Genomic DNA, 20,133 nt, shown 5'->3' with positions numbered 1-20,133 from the left:
TCTCGTTCTCTGACAATGCTGATTTGATATGGCCAAAGCCCCCAAGACCGCGATCTCTCCCACCCGCGCCGACGATTACCCGGAGTGGTACCAACAAGTCATCAAAGCAGCCGACCTGGCGGAAAACTCGCCGGTTCGCGGTTGCATGGTGATCAAACCCTGGGGCTACCAGCTCTGGGAAAACATGCAACGCGCCTTGGACGACATGTTCAAAGCCACCGGGCACCAGAACGCCTACTTCCCGTTGTTCATTCCGATGAGCTTTCTGGAGAAGGAAGCCGAGCACGTCGAAGGGTTTGCCAAAGAATGCGCCGTCGTCACTCACCATCGCTTGGAACCCGATCCCGAGGGCGGATTACGACCGGCCGGCCAACTGGAAGAACCCTTGATCGTGCGGCCGACCAGCGAAACGATCATCGGGGCGACGTACGCCAAGTGGGTCCAAAGCTATCGTGACCTGCCGATCTTGATCAACCAATGGGCCAACGTCGTCCGCTGGGAAATGCGAACGCGAATGTTTTTGCGGACCGCCGAGTTTCTCTGGCAAGAGGGACACACGGTCCATGCCACCGACACCGAGGCGATCGAAGAAACCGAGCGGATGATCAACGTTTATGCCGACTTTGCACGCAACTGGATGGCGATGCCGGTCACGATCGGCGCCAAGACCGCCGGCGAGCGTTTCCCCGGTGCCATCGAAACGCTTTCGATCGAAGCGATGATGCAAGACCGCAAGGCGCTCCAAGCCGGTACCAGCCACTTCCTCGGCCAAAACTTTTCCAAAGCGCAAGAGATCGTGTTTCAAAGCGAATCGGGATCGCGCGAATATGCTTGGACGACGTCGTGGGGTGTTTCGACACGCCTGGTCGGCGCCCTGATCATGACGCACAGCGACGACGACGGGTTCGTCTTGCCGCCAAAATTGGCGCCGATCCACGTCGTGATTCTGCCGATCTACAAAGACGACTCGCGCAGCGCCGTGATGGAATACATCCACGCCTTACGCGACGCCCTCCGCGATCAGACCTACAACGGTGCTCCCGTTCGCGTCGAAATCGATGACCGCGACATGCGTGGCGGTGAAAAGAAATGGCATCACGTCAAACGCGGTGTCCCGATCCGATTGGAAGTCGGCCCCAAAGACATGGAAAAGAACTCGGTCTTCATGGGACGACGCGACCAGCCTAAGAGCGTCGGCATGGACCGCAACGAATTGGTCGCGAATATCGGAACACTGCTCGGCGAGATCCAGCAATCGCTCTACGATCGCGCCGATCAATTGCGAATCGAAAACACGGTCACGATCACCAACGAAGCCGATTTTCGCGATTTCTTCACGCCCAAAAATGCGGACAACCCCGAGATCCATGGTGGATTCGCAATGTGTCATTTCGCCGATGAAGCGAGTATCGACGCGCTGTTGAAAGAATTGAAGGTGACGATCCGTTGCGTGCCGAGTGAAAACAACGACACGCCGGGGACGTGCTTCGCGACCGGAAAGCCGGCGGAGAAACAGGCGATCTTTGCCAAGGCGTACTAGTGGTGCGTCAGCTTCAAGAATTAGGGTTGGTCTAATCGCGTAAAAGCTTCATGCTTTGGGGAACACGGAGGGTTTTCCAATGCAGAAAAAGTACATCGTTCGGTTGAACGATCAGGAGCGTCGGACGCTCGATGCAATCGTCAAGAAGTTTAGCGGTTCTAGCCAGAAGGTGCGTCGTGCCCAAATCTTGCTTGCTGCGGATGCAGACGATTTGGCATGGACCGATGCGGCGATTGCTGAAGCTTATCGTTGCCGCACCAAGACGGTCGAAAATATACGACAGCGGTTTGTCGAGTTTGGCTTTGAGCAAACACTGCAGGGAAAGAAACGTGCGGAGCCTGCCAGACCTAAATGCCTCAGCGGTCAAGAAGAGGCGAAAATCATCGCCACTCGTCTAGGCAAACCGCCAGCAGGCTATGCCAACTGGTCGCTGAGATTGCTCGCCGAGAAAGTCGTCGAACTGGGGATCTGCGATTCGGTCTCGCATGAAACCGTTCGCCAGACGCTAAAAAAAATCGCATGAATAATCGCAACATCGAGTACTGGGTGATCCCGCCACAGTGCGATGCGGAGTTCGCCGCGAGCATGGAAGATGTGCTAGAAACTTACGAAAAACCGTACGATTCGAGTCATCCGGTGATCTGCATGGATGAACAACCGGTCCAACTGATCAAGGACGTCAACGTTCCGATCGAAGCGACCACCGAACATCCCCGCCGGGTGGACTATGAATACGAACGTGCCGGAGTAGCGAACATTTTCATGTACACCGAGCCGCTGGCAGGATGGCGAGAAGCCTACGCCAGAGAGACCAAGACCAAAGCGGACTGGGCCTTGCTAATGGCTGAGCTGCTTGAGGGACGTTACGCCGATTGCGAGACGGTGACGTTGGTTTGCGACAATCTCAACACGCACACTCGCGGGGCTTTCTACGAAGTGTTTGAGCCGTCTCGAGCACGGGCGTTGGTGAAGCGAATCAACTGGTGCTATACGCCCAAGCACGGTAGCTGGCTCAATATCGCAGAGAACGAGTTAAGCAGCATCACCCGTCAATGTGTTGGCGGGCGACGCATTGGAAGTATTGAGGAGTTGGCCAGAGAGATTGCAGCATGGTCATCGGACATCAATGCAAGACAACGAGGCGTTGACTGGCAGATGAAAATTGACGACGCCCGGGTTAAACTCAAATCCGTCTACCCTAAAATTAGACTTTGACGCACCACTAGAAGTCTACCGCAACTCAATTCTCGGGTAGTGGACGAGGCTTCGGGTAGTGGACGAGGCTTCGGGTAGTGGACGAGGCGACGAGTCCTCTGTAGTCGGCATACTGACAAGGACTCGTCGCCTCGTCCACTACCGCCCACCTTCGCTGCATCGCAGCGACCCAAGAATCGCCTAAAGGCTAGACACCAAGGGTTGCTGAATCCCGAGCCATCGGCGGGCATCTTCAATCGTCGCCGCGTCTCACTTCGCCGTCAGCTTGACGTGGTGCTGGTCCTTGCCCTTGATTTGGACCGTTGCCGGATCCGTCCGATCGGCGCTTCGTCCCGGGTTCGGTTTGCCGCTGATGGTGTACTCGCCTGGTGGAACGTTCTTGAACGTGTAGCTGCCGTCGCCGCCGATGTTGGCCGAACCGCCCCAGCTGCCCACCGTCGTGTCTTTGTCGCGGTCGATCCCGGCCTCTTCGATTTCAACGATGTACTTCGATGTCACCGGTTGGCCGTCGACGGTGGCGACGGACACCTTGACCGTTCCGGTCGGCGATAAAGTCAGAATGATCGGTGACTCGGCGGTATCGTGTTCGTTCAACACCGAATTGTAGTAATAGCCTTGGGTTCGGCTGCTGAACTTGAGTTTGCCGTGGGGCACATCGGTGACCACAAACTCGCCGGCCGCATTCGATGTGTATTGATGTTCGCCGGCGACACGATAGAAATCCCCCGAGCGATCGAGGCAGACTGCGACTCGGATCTCGACACCGTCGAGTGGTCTGCCTTGGTCATCGACCACGCGCACGGGGACGTTGGCGGCTTTGGCCAAGGTTGCGTCCAGCCTTTTGAAGGTCGACTTTGTGAACGAATGGTAGTAGTTGTCTTTGGATGCAAATGCCTGGGCGGCGACCACGACCCGATGGGTGCCAGCAGGGATTTGGGTCGCCAGGAACGCCCCTTCGGCGTCGCTCGTTGCCGTGACCTGATCCGTGTCCTTGCCGATCGTGATCGTCGCTCCGGCGATCGCGCCCCCGTCGGTGTCATGGATGTGGCCCTGCAATGCGGCACCTTGATCGAGCGAGAGTCCATTGGATTCCAAGCGTTCATCGACCACCGTCAGCGTTGGCGGAATGATCAGCGACTTCCAGTCGATCCGATCGCTCACATGCACCACCAGTTCGGTCATGGGGCCGTCTCCTTCTTCCCCCGGCGGCAACAGGCCGGCTTTGGCGCCGCGCAGTTGCTGCCAGTTGGCCGGACGCCACACCATGAATTGCCAGTCGATCGTTTGCTGTTTCGTTTTGTCGGTGATGTTCAGCCAAAAACTATTTTGGACACCGCTGCGAACGATCAACTGCTTGCGAGCGGAATCGATCTTAGCAAACAGGTCGATGGCCGCTTGCAGATCGCTTGTCGTGCCGGAGTATTCAAAGTGATATTGGCCACCGCCGAAGGGCGGGCCTTCCCACCAAGCGATTCGCGTTTTTAAGTTTGCCAGCGGCAACGAGCCGTCCGGTAGGCCCTGGACGTTCACGGGCTCGTCTTTGCCGCCGGTGATCAGCGCAGACGCGGGCGTCACCATTGCGACGAGCAAACTGAACGCGATCAGAAAAATTCGAAGCATGGTCATCTCCATGGATTGTCCGCCGATGCCGGTCGCCAGACGCTGCCACGACACGGCAAACCGCAGCTTGAAACAGGGTAAGCCACCTGGTGGCGAACGGCAAACGACACCTCGCCCCCGATCATTGGACGCCTCAACGCTGGTTTTCTTAGGCCAGTTGTTGCTTTATTCAAAGACTCCCCACACGGGGACACGGCACCAACGCCAAATTGCAAGCATTGCAACTGATTCACCACACGGGGACACGGCACCAGCTCCAAATTGCAAGCATAGACTCACCGCACGGGGACACAGACTCACCGCACGGGGACACGGCACCAGGTCCAAATTGCAAGCATCGCAACGGTTGAAAGCTAGGAATTGACTGCAAATCGATCTCCTGCAGTGCAACGGTGCCGTGTCCCCGATGCCCTCTGTGCCGTGTCCCCGATGCCCTACCGCTGGGGAATGTGGGCAGGCCCTGGGGAGTGGGGGCAGACCCTGGGGAATGGGGACAGACCCTGGGGAATGGGGACAGACCCTGGGGAATGGGGACAGACCCTGGGGAATGGGGACAGACCCTCGGAAACGGGGACATGGCACCAGCTCCAAAAATGCAGGCATCGCAACGGTTGAAAGCTAGGAATTGACTGCAAATCGATCTCCTGCAGCTGCAACGGTGCCGTGTCCCCAATCGACTCTATCTCCTGCAGCTGCAACGGCGCCGTGTCCCCGATCGACTCTGTGCCGTGTCCCCAATCGAGTCTGTGTCCCCAATCGACTCTGTGCCGTGTCCCCAATCGACTCTTTTGGTGGGCGCATATGACCCGGTGGGCGCTTGTTCCTGGTGGGCGCCGGGGGCAGAACCGGACTTGTCAGGGCCCGGTGGGACTCGCTAACAGTGACAGTTCACGCCGGAGTGCCGGCTGCCGCTCGATCTCCCACCGCTTCGCCTGCCTTTGCACCAGATGTTTCACGCTGTCGGATTACGATGCCTGCTAGCAATGCGGGGCCTGTTGGTCTCAAGCTTGCTGATTCTGGCACTGTCCGGTTGCGGCACCACGCGTCAGTACGAGGCGACCGAACAATTGGTCGTCAGTGATGCCGTCGATCGCGGCATTCAGCACATGGACTTTCGCCCGCTCTCGGGCCGCAAGGTCTATCTGGATTCGAGCTATCTGAGACAGGTCAAGAGTGTCGGCTTTGTCAACGCGGAATATGTGATCAGTGCCTTGCGTCAGCAAATCCTGGCTGCGGGCTGTCTGTTGCAGGACTCGGCCAACGAGTCCGACGTCATCATCGAAGCAAGAATCGGTGCGTTGGGTGCCGATGAGCATCAGGTGACGTACGGGATTCCGGAAAACAACTCGCTCAACAGCGCAGCCAACGTCATCCCGGGCGCCCCGACGATCCCCACGTTGCCCGAGATCTCCGTGGCCCGACGCGAGGCTCGCGAAGCCGCCGCCAAGATCGCCGCGTTTGCCTACGACCGTGAAACCCGCAAACCGATTTGGCAATCGGGCGTCCGCCATTCAACCGCGACAGCGAAAAACACTTGGGTGATGGGGATCGGGCCGTTTCAGGGAGGGTCAATCCGAGAAAAGACCAAGTTGGTGGGCAGCGGCATTGCGTTCGGCCGACGGAGTCGAAACGCATCGGTTGCCGAAGACTATGAGCGTCCCGCGGTGGACTACAGCGCCGAAACGCGGTTCAACGAAGGATGGCCGGAATTCGGCGATGTCGGTGAAGGCCACGGCATGATCGCTTCAAGCGACGACGGGCAAGAATCAGCGATCCCGACGCCGCCCGAATTGGAACCCGCGGACAAGCCAGAGGAGTCTGAGAAGCCTGACGAGAACGAGAAGCCGTCGGAGGTGGCCAAGGCGCCCGGCGATGACAAGCCGAAGAGGCGACCGCGTTAAAACTGCCAAGTTGTTAGCTGTTAGATTTGAGGTCAACGGCTTGGCGTTCGGATTTGTCCTTCGATGGCGGTGCGTTGGAGGGGGCCGAGGGTTCGGCTGTCGACCGAAATGGGAACGTTGTCCCCGACCACAAAGACTTCTTCATCGCCCACGGTGACCGGATAATTCACGTTGCCGCTCGGTCGATCGTCGCGATATTCGATTTCGCGATAAACATGCAGCGTGTACCGTGATGCCTGCGGCTCGTCCAACTCGACGGCGACAGGATGGGCCGCGTCCAGCATTCCGAGTTGTTCGTTTCCTCGCTCGGTATCAGCAGTGTGATCAGCAACGGCATCGCGATAGCGCGCCCAGCCGCCGCGACTGGTGGTGGAAACCAAAGATCGCTCGGCATCATAAAAGAAGACGCGGAAAGGAGCTTCGGGACCAACGGTGGGCGTCTTCGCTCGAATCTCAACGACCAAGCGATCGACACGATTGAGGACTCGCCGCACGGTTTGGTTGATCGGGTAGTCGTCCATCACGGGAGTGATTCGGCCAGCTTGGTGTGGGTTGCGATGGCCGTAGACGAGTCGGCTGGGAACCGCGGCGTCACGGCTCCAGTGGTCCGGTTGCGAATTGACTGGCACCAGCGCCGGAGGCAGAAACTCGTCGGTGTCGCGCTGGGCGAGCCGATCTTCCAGCCGCCACCCCCCGACGGTCAGTCGACCTTCGACGCGATCCACGACGTCTCCCTCGACAGCGGCGACGCGTTTGACGTGACGCTTGCCGCCCCAGCGGATTGCCACGACATCGCCGATCTGCAGAGTGTCGCAATCGGCGAGCTGGCAAACGTCGCCGTCGACCAGCGTGGGGGCCATCGAATTGCCGACGATCCGAAACGCCGAGGGGAGGGGGGCGCGGTCGTTGGCGGGGCGGCCGGACGAATCACTCGCAGCCGAATTCGGGTGGGCGGATCGTCTGCCCCAGCGATATGCGACGGAGAAAACGGCGACAGCAGTCAAGATCGCGACGATCGGCAGACTTCGACGGGCGAGAGGTTTCATCGTGAAAAGTGATCACCTGACGAGAAAAACGTGCCCCAGTTATACTCCGTCACGACCGCTCAACGCAGTGCAAGCGGGATTTCTATGATGCCAGTCGCGTGATGAAGACTCCAGTGATGCCCGACCCGACCACGATTGACCGAACCGAACGATCGCCACAAGCCACGGATTCGACCAGCGGCGACGAATTGGAATTCCGCCACCAACCTGAGACGCGGGGCCGAATGGGATCGCTGCCGGGTGTTCGTATCTTGGGCTGCGGATCTTACGTCCCGGACCATGTGGTCAGCAACGAAGACCTTGCGGCGCTGGGATGTGACAGCGAGTGGATCGTTCGACGCACGGGGATTTTGGAGCGACGTCATGCGACCGCGGATCAGGCGACGAGCGACCTGTGCTACGAAGCCGCCGTCCGCTGTCTGGCCGACGCTTCGGTCTCGGTCGACCAAGTCGACTTGATTCTGGTCGCGACGATCACCCCGGACCACTTCACGCCCTCAACGGCGTGTCACCTGCAAAAGCGACTCGGCGCATTCGCCCCCGCGATGGATCTGGGCGCCGCCTGTGCGGGGTTTGTTTACGCGTTGGCGACCGGTGCCCAGTTCGTTGCCGCCGGCAACGCGAAACGGGTGTTGATCGTCGGTGCCGACTTAATGAGCCGAACGATCGATCCCAATGATAAGAAAACTTATCCGTTGTTCGGTGACGGCGCCGGCGCGGTCCTGATCGGCCCAGACGATTCTCGTTGCCCTGACGAAGGCGGTGTCGATCAAACCGATGCAGACGGTCCGTCGGGAATTTTGTCCTACCAGCTCGGCAGCGAAGGTTGCGGTGGTGAAATGCTGTGCATTCCCGCCGGCGGAACTCGGTTGCCGCTGACCGAAGAGGCGCGGCGCGAGGGGCTGCAGTACATGAAGATGGATGGGCGGAACGTGTTCAAGTGGGCCGTTCGCGTCTTTGACGAAAGTGCAAAAGACGTGCTCGCGGCGGCACAAGTCAACGCCGAGGAACTGGCGTTGGTGATCATGCACCAGGCCAACCAGCGGATCATCGACTCCGCCGTCTCCGATCTGGGCGTTCCCAAGGACCGGGTGTTCGTCAATCTGGATCGCTACGGAAACACATCCGGGGCGAGCATCCCGCTGGCGATGGACGAAGCCCTGCGAGCGGGGCGGATCAAGCGTGGTGACTACGTGCTGCTGTGCGGATTCGGAAGCGGACTGGCTTGGGGCACCGCGCTGCTGCGGTTCTAGCTGTTGGGATCTTCCGGCAGCGGATACGGCAGCGGGTCATCGTTCATTTCCGCCAGTGCATTGGCGGCCGCTTTTTGTTCGGCTTCCTTTTTGTTGGTGCCCCAGGCGGCGGTGTATTCCTCGCCGTCGATCACGGCGCTGATCAGGAACGATTTTCGGTGGTCGGGCCCCATTTCGCGTTTGAGTCGATACAGGGGTGTGCACGCGATATCGCGCTGGGCGCGTTGCTGGAGCGTCGACTTGTAATTCGTTGCTCCCTGGCTGGTGACCGCCATTTCGACTTCGCCCCGCAACCAGGTCTTCAGTCGGTCACGGACGATGTCATGACCGCCATCGAGATACAGCGCGGCGACGATCGATTCAAAGACATCGCTGACCAACGACCGCGGGTAGCTACGATTTCGGGTCACACCCCGGCCCACGATCAAGCACTCGTCCAGTCCGATTTGACAGGCCACTTTCCCGCAGGTGCGGCGGCTGACGACGGCCGATTTAATTTTCGTCAAATCGCCTTCGTTGTACTCGGGGTATTCCTCGTACAACCACGAGCAGATGACGAAGCCGAGGATGCTATCACCGAGGAATTCCAATCGCTCGTTGCTCGCCAAGCGATGCGATGCCCCTGAAGCGTGCGTCAATGCGAAACGCAGCAACTCCTGATCCTTGAACTGATAATCGATCAGTTGTTGGCAACGGATCAGTTTCTCGGAGTGATCCAGGTCACCGCTTTCGTCGCGAGGCGACGCGACCAGTCGGACGTCGTCGCCGGTGCCGGGTGGGTCGAAATCGATCACCGGCTTGGATCGTTCTTGGTCGAGATCGTCTGGATCCTTTTCAAAAGAATCGTCGTGATCGTCGGAGCAATGGAGGTGATCGGTGAGGGAACCGGCGGGGGCCAGTTCGGCGTCATCGGATTCAGAATCAAGCGGTAAAGACAAGGTTCTTGCGTGCGAAAGAGTCGTGCGTTGGTAAGGCACGTGCCAAACCGCACCACTCGCACGACGCCTCGATCGGGAGACACCCCGAGGCGCGGACGCAGAGAGAAGCAGCTGTGACACGTGAGGCAAACCAAGGCGCAACGTCTGATGCAGCCTTGCATGCCATCCATGTCACACGCCGGCGAACGGGTCCAGCGGTTCCGATTCGAACCAAACCAGACCGACCCGCCCGCCGGTGTGCGACGCGATGGTTGTACCTTAACAACTGCGGACCTTCATGGGTAGTCCGATCGGTCTGAAAAGGGGGCGTCGACGTGACGCGATTCGGCCCGGAATCCGGTCGCACGAATGTTCAACGGGGAAAAAACGAGCATTTCAAAAGACAACCTTCATACCGTGGTCGCCGAAGACTACGGCGACGAACACTTGCTCGGTCGCGTTTACTGGCTCGAAGGCATCGGCCTTGGCGGAGACTTTGACAGCCTGATCAGTCTGATCGAAACCACGATCCACTCGGACCAATGGGAGTCGCTCGGTGGCAGTTCAACGATGTCGCCTGCCCCGGGCAACCGTCCCGGACTGGTCGTCAGCACGACGTACCAAACGCATCGGCAAATCGAACAGTTGCTTCAAGCCCTCCGCAAAAACTCATTCGGGCTCGATGCCGTTCACCGACGCGTCGCAAGATAGATCGCTTCGCCGGTGAATACGCGACGAAAGTGTTCGTCATCCCACAGACGCCAGCCGACCGCCGGGTCAGCGACTCTCCAACGCCCATCGGCCAATCGGCTATGCACCACGACCGCGTGTCCTTCGCCATCGGTCCCGAGCAACCGGCGGACCGGACCGCCGGCCCGAGGATGATCACTGAAGCGGACGACGGCCACGTTGGGCAATTGGCCTCGGGCCCGCCACAGCGTTGGATCCTGGTCGGCGACTTCGACCTGTTGTGAACTGTCGGCAACGGCGATCCGCAATCCACGAATCAAGCCCAGTGAAGACGTCCCTTGGGTGCTGGTCAAACATGCATCGGCCATCCATTGCTCGGCCGACGCCAGCGGTGCACCAGCCCACTGTCCGTCGGCGAACCTCAACCGTGCCGAAGTGGTCAGCGCCGTTTGGTGAAGTAATGTCGCCGCGGCCGCGGGACCGCAACTGGCTTCATGACTTTGTAAGCAGACTCCGTCTTTCCAAGTCGCCGCCCGGTCCACTTCGATCGGAAACAATTGGGGGCGAAGCACCGGCAAGACCAAGAACCCGATCGCAAGCAGCGCCATCAACCCGGCGACGCCGTGCCGACACGCCGCTCGCAACGCAGACACTTCGGAGGCCAAGCCGGCGCTAAACGACAAAAACACCGGCACCCAATTTGCCCAACAAAGTGCTGCCGGCGTGGGAAAGGCATGGGCCCAAGACAACCGATTGGCAAGACCGAATGCGAACACCAGCGAAAAAATCAAGCATTCGGCCAGCAGCAGGGGCTTGTTCTGGTAGACCGATAGCGACAGTCGCCGTCCCGCGACAAACGCGAGGGTGGAGACCGTGGCGATAAAACCGATCGCGATCCAAAGGTCCATTCCCATTGCCCAATTCTCTGGGGGGTATCTCTCGGGAAAATCATAGCAAACCCGTCGCCATCCAGGCGATTGCAAAAAGATGCCATGCGATTGCCCATGAAGATAGCATGAAGACAATGTGTGCGCAAAGTTTAGAAAGCGGTTCGAGGGACCGTGGCAAACGCCGGTTTCTGCGCGAATCAGGCGGCGATCCAGATTTTCATGATTGCAATCTCGGCACTGTCTCGTTTTGTCGGTCGCGTTGCAGATAAATGATTTCGACCGATTGACCGATCCGGTAACCCAGATCAGACGCATAGATCACAGCCGGACCGGGGCTGGGAAACCAGGTCGCCCAAATCGGGAGGCACCATTGTCCGGTTGCCAGTTGTAGACAGCGTGGTGACGCGTCGTCGGTTTTCGCGTCGTCGGTTTTCGCATCAGCGGCGTCCGGCTTCTTTGCGATCAGCCAGCCCGCCTCCAAGCCGACTGCCACCGCTGGGGCGGTCCCCACCCACCGCTCCCTGCATTCAAGATTCCCGTCGGTGCGGCGGGTCACGCGGGGGGGCAGTGCTCCCGCACCGGGATCAAATGGCTGACAATAGGGATGCTCAAGTCCGCGATAAAGTTCCGGCATTTCAAACTCCCTGAAATGGCACATGGTTGAGACCGCCCATCGGGTGGCTGAGCCAATCTGGTGGCTGATTCGACCAGCATCGCAACGCTGGTGACACGTCTGGTCAATCCATTGATTGATGCCCTTGATCATGCCATCTGCGGCTCGGTCGCGTCGCAGAGTGAGACAGCTGGAGCCCATCGTTTTCCAGCTGATGGACCGCAGCAGACCATCAGGGGGATTCTGGCCCGTCGATTCGTGCAGCTTGCCGCAAAAAGTGCTGAATTACTGGAAGATTTTGTGTCCAACCGGGTACCATTACTGAACACATCTGTGCTGCTGCGACCGATTCTCCCAATGTGTGACAAATCTGACACTTGATCAGGTACCACCGCGCCGACATTTCGTTTCATGGATAGGGCGAATCGCACTCACCGCATCGACCCGTTACCGGGGCACCCCATCCGTTTGCTCGAGCAGTTTAGGTTTCAGTACATGGCACCAAAATCAATCTTCCTGTCGCGTCTGACGCGTTCTTTGGGTGGTCTGATGATTTTGATGATCGCGTTTGCTTCGCTGGCGCGAGCGCAGAGCGTCGTGCCTCCCCAGATCGCGATGATCAATGATGCGATCGAGCAGGGGTGGGCGGATTATGAGATCACGCCGGCCAAGGAGGCGGACGATGCGGTTTGGTGTCGGCGGGTGTTCTTGGACATTATCGGCCGCATTCCCAGCCTGGAAGAACAACAGGAATTTGCAGCCGACCGTGGCGGCAACCGTCGTGCGAAGCTGGTCGATCGTTTGTTGCATGACGATCGTTACACCGAAGAGTATGCGAACCATTGGGCCACGGTTTGGAGCAATCTGTTGATCGGCCGCGGCGGGGGCATGGACCGGCGTGATCTGACCAATCGCGACGGCATGATGAAGTACCTGCGAGACTCGTTCGCCGAGAACAAGTCTTACGACCGAATGGTCTATGAATTGGTGACCGCCGAGGGAGCGACCAAGCCCGGGGCACCTGGATTCAATGGAGCCGTCAATTTCCTGGTCGGCAAAGTCAACGAAGAGAAAGCGGTGTTGGCGGCAAGCAGTGTGTCGCGGATCTTCCTCGGCCAACAGGTTCAATGCACGCAGTGCCACAATCACCCCTTCAATGATTGGAAGCAACAAAAGTTTTGGGAGTTCAATTCGTTCTTTCGACAGACGCGTGCGTTGCGCCGATTCGTCGACGGGACGCGCGATGTGGATTACGCCGAATTGGTCAGCGAGGACTATGCCGGCGAAGCAGGTGATCCGAACGATGCGTTGGTCTTTTACGAGATGCGGAACGGTCTGACGCGAGTCGCTTATCCGGTTTTCACCGACGGCACCGAGATTTCCAAAAGCGGATATGTCGATGACGTCAATCGCCGCCACGAACTCGGGCGGTTGATGATGGACAGCCAGTCGCTCGACCGCATGGCGATCAATCGCTACTGGTCGATGTTCCTGGGATACGGGTTCACCAAACCCATCGATGACATGGGCCCCCACAACAACCCGACGCACCCCCAATTGCTGGATGATTTGGCCAATGCGTTCCGCGGATCCAGTTACAACGTCAAAGACTTGATCACCTGGCTCACGCTCAGCCGGCCCTATTCGCTGGCGGCGGTGTTGGGCAGCAACAACCAGATCGATGATCCGTCGATCGGCGAGACGCCGAAGTTCTCCCGCTTCTATCTCCGCCAGATGAGTGCCGAGCAACTGTATCAGTCCTTGGTTTCCGCCTCCGGAGGCAATGCCACGGGCACGTACGAGCAGCAGGAGAAAAAGCGTCGTGAATGGCTCCGTCAATTCGTGGTGACCTTTGGAACCGACGAAGGCGACGAAGCGACGACCTTTGACGGGTCGATTCCCCAGGCGTTGATGTTGTTCAACGGCGAATTGACACAAAACGCGACGAGCACGAAGCCGGGCAGCTTTCTGGATCGGCTTTCACAGTCGGGCAAATCGACCCGTGACCGATTAAACCTACTGTACAAGGCGGGCTTGTCACGACAGCCGACGAAGCGGGAAGTCGCATTGGCCGGTGAACTCTACCGTGCCCGTGGCGGCAAGGAGATCGAGATGTTGCAGGACGTCTGGTGGGCGATTCTCAACAGCAATGAATTCATCATGCAGCATTGAGCTTGGGTTCAATCGCGGTTCTCAAACGTTACCAATCTGACAACACTTCCTTCGAAACCGAATTCTTCGATAGGCAATCGCAATGATTTCACCTTGGAAAACTCCCAGCGGGATGAGCCGCCGACACTTCATGAACCACTTGGCGGGTTCCAGTGCTGCCGCCTCGGCGGCGCTGACGATGGGTGGTGCCATTGCAGCCAACGCCGAAGAGATGCGTCGCAATCGGAAATCGGCGATCATGCTTTGGATGGGGGGTGGCCCGCCGACGATCGACATGTGGGACCTGAAGCCAGGCGCGCCCACCGGTGGTCCGTTTCAACCGATCTCGACAACCGGCGACATGCAGATTTGTGAGCATCTGCCGATGGTCGCCAAACAGATGCACAATCTGTCGATCGTTCGCAGCATGTCGACCCGCGAAGCCGACCACAATCGTGGCCGCTACTACATGCATACCGGCTTCGTCCCCAACCCCAATATCGAACACCCCAGCTATGGTGCCGTCGTCGCTCATGAGTTGATGTCGCAGCGTCCCGAGCTGGAGATCCCTCCGTTTGTCACCATCGGCGGTGCCAGCGCGGGTCCGGGATTCTTGGGGATGGCGTGGTCTCCCTTTGCCGTCACCAGCAGCGGACGGATTCGCAATTTGGACATGAAGTTAGACGGGATGCGATTACGTCAACGGATGGCCGCCCTGCAGGAAATCGAAAGCGGTTTCGCCAACCGGACGCGTGATCTTCCCGCCGGCGAGCACGGCAAGGTGCTCAAGAAGACGTTTGACTTGATGACCAGCAGTCAAATGGAAGCTTTCCGTGTCGAGAAGGAAGACGAGAAGACGAAAGAACGTTATGGGACCAACGGGTTTGGCCAAGGTTGTCTGTTGGCCAGACGCTTGGTCGAGGGCGGTGTCCCGTTTATCGAAGTCGACTTGGGTGGCTGGGACCTGCACAACAACGTTCACCAAACCTTGGCGGACACGAAGTTGCCGCAACTGGACAAGGCGATGAGCGCCCTGGTCGAGGACCTGGAACAACGCGGTTTGTTGCAAGACACCGCGATCATTTGGATGGGAGAATTTGGACGAACACCGCGGATCAATCAGAACGCCGGGCGAGACCACTGGGCACGGTCCTGGTCCTGCGTCGTCGGCGGTGCAGGCATCCAAGGCGGATTGGCCGTCGGTGAAACCAGCAGCGACGGAACGGCGGTTGAATCCGAGCCGTTCAGTAGTGAAGACTTGATGGCGACCGTCTGCAAGGGACTCAGCATTAGTCTCGACACCACGTTCATGAGCAAAAATCGACGACCGATGAAAATTGCCAATGGTGGAAAAGTGATAAGCGAATTGGTGGCTTGATGATTGGTGGATGAAGGCAGTCTAGGCGGACAGACGCCAAGCTCGACCGGGCCGAGTACCGTCTCGATGACCCAGTCAAACGATGTTCCCGACGATTCGATGCCCGAGGGCAACGTCGACGAGGAAACTGCGTTTGATGGACCGTCGGCCGAAGCGGAAACCCTCGACCCGGCCACGCTCATCCAACGACACCAACGTGGCGTGTGGCGCTACCTGCGAATGCTCGGATGCGACGACGCGACCGCCGATGATTTGACGCAAGAAACCTTCTTGCGTGTGCTCCGGCGCCCTGATTTTGTCCAGCACAACGACAGCGCGACGGCAGGCTACTTGCGGCGAACCGCCTACAACCTGCTCGTCTCCAGGCACCGCAAACTGGGACGCGTTCAGACCACCGGAGAACCCGAGTTGCTCGACGAAACTTGGGACCGATGGGCGGGAAAGGATCTCACCGGCGACGCCGCCGTGGAGGCCCTTCAACAGTGTTTTGAAAAACTAACCGAACGGGCTCAAATCGCCTTGCGAATGAGGTTCGATTCCAGCGCCAGCCGAGTCGAGATCGGTGAAGCCCTGGGCATCACCGATCACGGAGCCCGAAACTTGATGCAGCGAGCCAAACAACAGCTGCGAAACTGTGTCGAAGAGAAATTGCAGCTTCAAAACGAACCATGACCCAATCCGCAAGCCAACTGCCGCACGAAGCACGCAGCGATGCCGATCCGTTGATCGACGCGTTGTTGGCTGAATTTGTCTCCAGCGATGCGAGCAAACGCAAGCAGCCGCCCGACTTGTCGGCTAGCATTCTCGCGCAGCTGGCCGCCGCCAACCACGAACAACCACTCGACACCGACGACGATGCGGATCCGGTCGTCGACACCTTGTTGGCGGAGTTTTTGCCTGGCGAAGACAACGCGCGATCGTGCCCACCCGATCTGACCGCGACGATCCTGCAACGGCTTGCCGAGTCGGCCGACAGTAAACGCAATGAGTTTGCCGAAGATGCCGATCCCGTCGTCGATGCGCTGCTGACCGAATTTGTCCCAGTCAACCCGCTGAAACGCAAGTCGCCGCCCGATCTGGTCGCGCCGATCCTTGCCCAATCCCCCAACGCGGCCAAGCAAAGCAGCCCTTCGCTGCCGCCGATCAAGGCCTCCGGTGGCGGGCTGTCGATCGGGCGTTTGGTCTCGATCTTGATCGCCGTCGCCGCTTGTCTCCTGGCCGTCGTTTACCTCAGCGGACCGGACGACCTGCAGAACGATCCGGACGATCAAAGTCTGACCGTGGCCGAAAATGTTCCGGACCAGCCGTCTCCGTCAGAGCTGGTTGAATCCTCATCGTCGGATGACCCACGAGTCGCGATTGTCGATCCGGTCGACAACCCGCCTGTGATGTCCGACAGCGACACACCGGATCTGCCACGCGGCATTCCACTCGACTCACACAACATCGCTTCGAACACCGATCCGTCGCCTGAGGCCGCTCCCGATTCGGTCTCGCCAGCGCCGTCTACGGGGGAGTCACAAGCGGTGACCCGGGTCGCGGCGGAAACCGCTGCGACGGTCCGCGATTACTGGCAGACGCTTGGGATCCAGCCGACGCCTGATGCCGCGCCGGCGGAAATCGCCGCCCGCTTGAATGCCCGATTGGGAATCAAGCTTTCCGAACAAGCGTTGCGCGATCCGCAACAGCTCCGTGATCTGTTGGCCGAGGCCTCCAACGCGGAACAGATTTCTAAACGCTGGCTCGCATTGACCACTGGCAATGGTGTCGCGGTCATGGATCGCCCCGAGAACGCCGGGCTGGTCAACGAGTTATCCAAGAGTGTCAGCGGCAAAGCCAAGCTGGACGTCACCCTGGTCTCGTTGATCGACGGGTCCAATCAGCAATCCGGACAGTGGTATCAAGCGATCGGGCGTCGTGGCAGTGAAGGGATCGCCACGCACCTGGCCAGCATCTCCATCAACGCCGACATGCGTTGTGTTCGATGCCATGATTCGCACATCGGTCGTTCGGGGACCCAAGATGATTATTGGTCGTTCGTCGCCCTGGTCCGCAACGTCGTTCGTCGACAGGACAATCGTTGGGTCGTGGCCGCGCAACCGGCGACGCTCAAGCCGACGTTTTATGAACTGTTAGATGGGCGTCAACGCATGGCGGTTCCGAAGGTCAGCAAGTACCTGTTGCAGTCGACCGAGCAAATGGAAGACTTCCAAACCTGGACCAAGACGCTCGTCGGCAGCGACGTGCTGGCCGACAGCTTGGTGGACTCGCTTTGGCAATTGGTTCACGGCCGCCCCCTGAAACCGTCTCCCGTGGACGCCTTCGCGCCTCCGGTCGATGGAAACCTGGATCGCTTGCACAGGCAACTCGCCGACGACTTGAAGGCCAATGACTTCGATGTCGCCAGAACGTTGGCGCTGATCATCGCGTCCCCGATGGCCCACCGCAGCGTACCCAATGTTCTGCAAGGCGATGCGATGTTGACGTCATCCGAGCAGGAGCGAAAGGAAGCGTTGGAGTTGGTTCAAGCCTTCGCGGCTGCGATTCAAACTCCGACCTCTTCATTGGATCAGCGTGTCGAAGTTGCCATGCGTCGTGTCGGGGGGCAATTCAGCCCGGACGACCAGGGCGCCATCCTGGCTCAACCGATCGATGGTCCTCGGCGATCGCCCAAATCGCTTGCCGAGGTCGATGCGGAAAATGCGTCGAGTTTCTTGCAACAATTGAGCGTCGACTTTCCCGGTGACGAAGCCGCGTTGCCGGTTTCGTGGTTGCGTTCGATCGACGATTTCGAGTTGCAAGTCCAGCACTTGGTCTACCTGTCCGGTCGCAACCGTGTCACGCCGGAAATCACCGCGGCGGCAAACCGGTTGAAAGAAGAATCCAGGAGCCGAGAATCGGCGCTCAGCCGGATCTGGTGGATCCTCAGAAACGAGTAGTCTATCGCAGCTCAATTTTCGGGTAGTGGGCGAGGCGACGAGTCCTGTGTAGTCGGCAGATTGGCAAGGACTCGTCGCCTCGTCCCCTACCGCCTACCCAAAACCAAGCTGCGGCGGAGTACTAGGCGTTCGCCCCGGCGACTTCCGCCGCCTTGTAGACGACACTGGACCGCTTGAATCCCAGTCGTTCGTACAACCGCACCGCGCCGGTGTTCTCCGTCGTGACTTCCAGGTGCATCCGCTCCAAGCCGACGGCGCGAAAACCGGTCGCAGCCTTGGACAGCAGAATCGATCCCAAGCCTCTGCCTCGATGCGCCGGATCGATTCCGACATTTTGGATCGAGCCCCAGCCTTCGGTGGAAAGTCCCTGAATGGTTCCCACGGCGTAGGGCTGGACCGCGCCGGTTTTCGGGTTCGTTTCGAGTGCGCGGATCAGCCAGGTCGCGTCGGGGACGAAATCTCCGCGGCTGGTGATCTCACGCATCAGCCGCAAACAGCCGTCGCGTCGAGACAAGCAGGGGAAAACGTTCGCGTCCAATTCCTCCTTGAAACTATTGAACTTGGCGATCGCGTGTTCCCGCAACAGCCCTGGCAGGTAGGGCAACAGCTCGTAGCCTTCGGGCAGACGCGCATCGTCCCCACGCCAATCGCGAAGGTCAAATTCCATTCGATATCGTTTGAAATACGTCATGCCCATGATGCTTGATTCTACCACGCGTTTACCGATCCGACCGCATCTGCGTAAACTTTGGGCAACCCCTTCAAATGGGAAATCTTCTTTTTTGGCTTATCCGGCGTGCCGATGTCCGAACCGACTCCAACGACTTTTCCACCCCTGGTTGAACAAACCATTGTCCTGACCGGTCCGACGGCCTCGGGGAAAACGTCGCTGGCGCTGCGATTGGCCGAAGCGATCGGGGGCGAGATTTTGTCGCTCGATTCGATCGCGGTGTATCGACACATGGACATCGGGACGGCCAAACCGAGTGCCGCCGACCGCGCCAGGGTGCCCCACTACCTGCTCGATCTGGCCAATCCCGATCAGGATTTCAGCGTTGCGTGCTACTTGGCCGAAGCCCATCAACGCGTCGGCGAGATCTGCAGCCGTGGAAAACGCCCGATCTTTGTCGGCGGAACTCCGATGTTCCTCAAGGCAGTGTTGAGGGGGTTTGATGTGGGGCCGCCGCCGGACTGGGAGTTTCGCGAATCGGTGCAACGTGACCTCGAGACGTTCGGGGCGGAGGCACTGCGACAGCGGTTGGTTCAGGTCGACCCCGTTTCGGCCGCCCGGATCGCGCCGGGAGACACGCGCCGCATGATTCGGGCGCTGGAGGTTTCTAAGCACACCGGGATGCCGCTGAGCCATCGACAGGTTCAATTCGACCGCCACGTCGACGCGCGGTCCTGCAACGTGTTTGCGCTCCGACACGATCGAGGCAAACTTCATCAGCGGATCAACGAACGTGTCGAGCAAATGTTTGAGCGGGGGCTGATTGAAGAAGTCGAGCAATTGGTCGAGCGGTTTGGTTCGTTGTCCCGGACCGCCTCCCAAGCCGTCGGCTATCGAGAAATCCTGGACTGGAAAGCGGCAGGCGGCGGTCCCATCGATGCACTGAAAGACCTGGTGGCGACCCACACCCGACAGCTGGCCAAACGCCAGGAAACCTGGTTTCGATCGTTCAGCGAAATCACCACCGTCGAGCTGGATCAACTCGACACTGAATCCGCTGCGCTCGAGTTCTTGCTCCAGCACATCGAGCAGACGGGAACCGCATCCTAGTGCTCTATCGCAGCTGAATTTTCGGGTAGTGGACGAGGCGACGAGTCCTTGCCAATATGCCGACGACAGAGGACTCGTCGCCTCGTCCACTACCGCCTACCCGAAAACCAAGGTGCGGCGGAATCCTAGTCCTCCATCGACTTTCACGCTACTGAGCCGACTGCCCCCTTGATGTCTGGCCGACACAGATGCGACGCGCC

The 20,133-nt window shown here is 59.0% G+C and carries 18 protein-coding genes; 12 read left to right on the top strand and 6 right to left on the bottom strand.

Going from position 1 to position 20,133, the window contains the following annotated elements; translation table 11 throughout:
• The first annotated feature begins 28 nt into the window (after positions 1-28).
• From proS to TBK1r_RS14855, 3 genes are all read left to right on the top strand, one after another.
• Positions 29-1,540 (top strand): proline--tRNA ligase, encoded by a 1,512-nt coding sequence (proS, locus tag TBK1r_RS14865; RefSeq protein ID WP_145211988.1) that lies wholly within the window; start codon positions 29-31, stop codon positions 1,538-1,540.
• A gap of 79 nt (positions 1,541-1,619) precedes the next feature.
• Positions 1,620-2,063 carry a helix-turn-helix domain-containing protein gene (locus tag TBK1r_RS14860; protein WP_145209012.1) on the top strand — a complete coding sequence of 148 codons (444 nt, stop codon included), beginning with the start codon at positions 1,620-1,622 and terminating at the stop codon, positions 2,061-2,063.
• Positions 2,060-2,755, top strand: a complete 696-nt coding sequence (locus TBK1r_RS14855; protein ID WP_145209010.1) for an IS630 family transposase — start codon at positions 2,060-2,062, stop codon at positions 2,753-2,755. Before TBK1r_RS14860 ends, TBK1r_RS14855 begins: the two co-directional genes overlap by 4 nt.
• A 249-nt stretch (positions 2,756-3,004) precedes the next feature.
• Here TBK1r_RS14855 and TBK1r_RS14850 read toward each other — a convergent pair whose 3' ends face one another.
• Entirely contained in the window at positions 3,005-4,375 is a 1,371-nt protein-coding gene (locus TBK1r_RS14850; protein WP_419581363.1) for an MSCRAMM family protein, read from the bottom strand.
• Between the two features lie 983 nt (positions 4,376-5,358).
• Between TBK1r_RS14850 and TBK1r_RS14845 the strand changes: the two genes are divergently transcribed.
• On the top strand, positions 5,359-6,276 hold the full coding sequence (locus TBK1r_RS14845) for a DUF6655 family protein (RefSeq protein WP_145211982.1): 918 nt from the start codon (positions 5,359-5,361) through the stop codon (positions 6,274-6,276).
• Between the two features lie 32 nt (positions 6,277-6,308).
• Here the strand turns inward: TBK1r_RS14845 and TBK1r_RS14840 are convergent, their stop codons facing one another.
• On the bottom strand, positions 6,309-7,322 hold the full coding sequence (locus TBK1r_RS14840) for a S26 family signal peptidase (RefSeq protein WP_145211979.1): 1,014 nt from the start codon (positions 7,320-7,322) through the stop codon (positions 6,309-6,311).
• A gap of 224 nt (positions 7,323-7,546) precedes the next feature.
• On the opposite strand from TBK1r_RS14840, the gene TBK1r_RS14835 reads away from it, so the two are divergent.
• Entirely contained in the window at positions 7,547-8,575 is a 1,029-nt protein-coding gene (locus tag TBK1r_RS14835; RefSeq protein WP_145222630.1) for a beta-ketoacyl-ACP synthase III, read from the top strand.
• Here the strand turns inward: TBK1r_RS14835 and rnc are convergent.
• Positions 8,572-9,369 (bottom strand): ribonuclease III, encoded by a 798-nt coding sequence (gene rnc, locus TBK1r_RS14830; protein ID WP_145222632.1) that lies wholly within the window; start codon positions 9,367-9,369, stop codon positions 8,572-8,574. The genes TBK1r_RS14835 and rnc overlap by 4 nt on opposite strands.
• Before the next feature lie 492 nt (positions 9,370-9,861).
• On the opposite strand from rnc, the gene TBK1r_RS14825 reads away from it, so the two are divergent.
• Positions 9,862-10,203, top strand: a complete 342-nt coding sequence (locus TBK1r_RS14825; protein WP_145211976.1) for a hypothetical protein — start codon at positions 9,862-9,864, stop codon at positions 10,201-10,203.
• On the opposite strand, the gene TBK1r_RS14820 is transcribed toward TBK1r_RS14825, so the two are convergent.
• Both TBK1r_RS14820 and TBK1r_RS14815 read right to left on the bottom strand, forming a co-directional pair.
• Positions 10,182-11,096, bottom strand: coding sequence for a cysteine peptidase family C39 domain-containing protein (locus tag TBK1r_RS14820; protein WP_145211973.1), 915 nt, complete (start codon positions 11,094-11,096; stop codon positions 10,182-10,184). The two genes, TBK1r_RS14825 and TBK1r_RS14820, sit on opposite strands and share 22 nt — an antisense overlap.
• Before the next feature lie 193 nt (positions 11,097-11,289).
• The gene (locus TBK1r_RS14815; RefSeq protein WP_145211970.1) at positions 11,290-11,706 is read right to left on the bottom strand and encodes a hypothetical protein; all 417 of its coding nucleotides are present in this window, start codon (positions 11,704-11,706) and stop codon (positions 11,290-11,292) included.
• A gap of 60 nt (positions 11,707-11,766) precedes the next feature.
• Here TBK1r_RS14815 and TBK1r_RS14810 point away from each other — a divergent pair, with 60 nt between their 5' ends.
• The 5 genes from TBK1r_RS14810 to TBK1r_RS14790 all read left to right on the top strand — a co-directional run bounded on the left by TBK1r_RS14810 (position 11,767) and on the right by TBK1r_RS14790 (position 18,153).
• A complete protein-coding gene (locus TBK1r_RS14810) occupies positions 11,767-12,066 on the top strand; it encodes a hypothetical protein (protein WP_145211967.1) in 300 nt (99 codons plus the stop codon).
• 168 nt (positions 12,067-12,234) lie between these two features.
• A complete protein-coding gene (locus TBK1r_RS14805) occupies positions 12,235-13,857 on the top strand; it encodes a DUF1549 domain-containing protein (RefSeq protein WP_419581563.1) in 1,623 nt (540 codons plus the stop codon).
• 82 nt (positions 13,858-13,939) lie between these two features.
• A complete protein-coding gene (locus TBK1r_RS14800) occupies positions 13,940-15,214 on the top strand; it encodes a DUF1501 domain-containing protein (protein ID WP_419581362.1) in 1,275 nt (424 codons plus the stop codon).
• Between the two features lie 66 nt (positions 15,215-15,280).
• Entirely contained in the window at positions 15,281-15,886 is a 606-nt protein-coding gene (locus TBK1r_RS14795) for an RNA polymerase sigma factor (RefSeq protein WP_372896217.1), read from the top strand.
• Positions 15,883-18,153, top strand: a complete 2,271-nt coding sequence (locus tag TBK1r_RS14790) for a hypothetical protein (protein WP_145211964.1) — start codon at positions 15,883-15,885, stop codon at positions 18,151-18,153. Before TBK1r_RS14795 ends, TBK1r_RS14790 begins: the two co-directional genes overlap by 4 nt.
• Positions 18,154-18,274: 121 nt before the next feature.
• On the opposite strand, the gene TBK1r_RS14785 is transcribed toward TBK1r_RS14790, so the two are convergent.
• Complete coding sequence (locus tag TBK1r_RS14785; protein WP_419581361.1) at positions 18,275-18,844, bottom strand: GNAT family N-acetyltransferase; 570 nt, start codon at positions 18,842-18,844, stop codon at positions 18,275-18,277.
• A gap of 111 nt (positions 18,845-18,955) precedes the next feature.
• Between TBK1r_RS14785 and miaA the strand changes: the two genes are divergently transcribed.
• Positions 18,956-19,933, top strand: coding sequence for a tRNA (adenosine(37)-N6)-dimethylallyltransferase MiaA (gene miaA, locus TBK1r_RS14780; RefSeq protein WP_145211961.1), 978 nt, complete (start codon positions 18,956-18,958; stop codon positions 19,931-19,933).
• Positions 19,934-20,133: the final 200 nt, after the last annotated feature.

It is taken from the genome of Stieleria magnilauensis (assembly GCA_007753675.1).
Lineage (GTDB): Bacteria > Planctomycetota > Planctomycetia > Pirellulales > Pirellulaceae > Stieleria > Stieleria magnilauensis.
Note: the sequence above shows the minus strand (reverse complement) of the source record. Positions and strands in the feature narration are given on the sequence as shown.